The sequence below is a fragment of the Rhodococcus sp. HNM0569 genome, from assembly GCF_012726205.1.
Classification (GTDB): domain Bacteria; phylum Actinomycetota; class Actinomycetes; order Mycobacteriales; family Mycobacteriaceae; genus Rhodococcus_F.
Window position 1 is genome coordinate 1 of the sequence record NZ_JAASAE010000040.1, and the last position, 581, is coordinate 581.

The window sequence follows — 581 nt, forward strand, 5'->3', positions numbered from 1 at the left end:
ACGCGATGGCATCTTTGGCAGCCTTTGCACAGTCCTGGGCTACCTCTGGATCGAGAACGAGTTCGCCTGCCTTCGCTTGTGCCGCCAAGGCGAGTAGATTGTCCACCCCTGAAACCGCATCGGTCATTCGACCGGCCCTCCCCTGTTTGCCGTGAATTCGATGGTCGAAGCGTATTCGTCAGCGTGGAGCCTCGGCAACCAGCACGTTCCCGATCCGCACGACCCACTCGCACATAGATGTTGTGTCCTTGGTGAAAGGTGACCGGTCGACCTGCATATCGATCACGCCGCCACTCTCGACAGGTACCACGAGCGAACAGAATGTGCCTGTTTCGTCGTGCTCTTTGCGGTACGTAAACCCCTCACGGCCCGCAACGGTCACATCCTGGAAATCGATGTTGCCGGGGAAGCTGCGAAAATGGTCAGGACCAGTGGTGGTCGACGCACCCATGATCACGCCCACATCTTCGCTGTCCCACGCGCAGCTGTTCCAGCCCGGCAGGCCGCCCGCCATCGAGCCCGGCCCTTCCGTTGCCGGGTCCAGCCCTGCTTGAACCAGTGCTTCGTCGGAGATGGTGCAG

General features: G+C 60.8%; 1 protein-coding gene. It reads right to left on the minus strand.

Annotated elements, in window-relative coordinates; translation table 11 throughout:
* Positions 1-178: 178 nt before the first annotated feature.
* Positions 179-581, minus strand: a 403-nt coding sequence (locus HCA44_RS20700; protein ID WP_169651215.1) for a DUF3558 family protein, incomplete at its 5' end; no start/stop codon positions are given.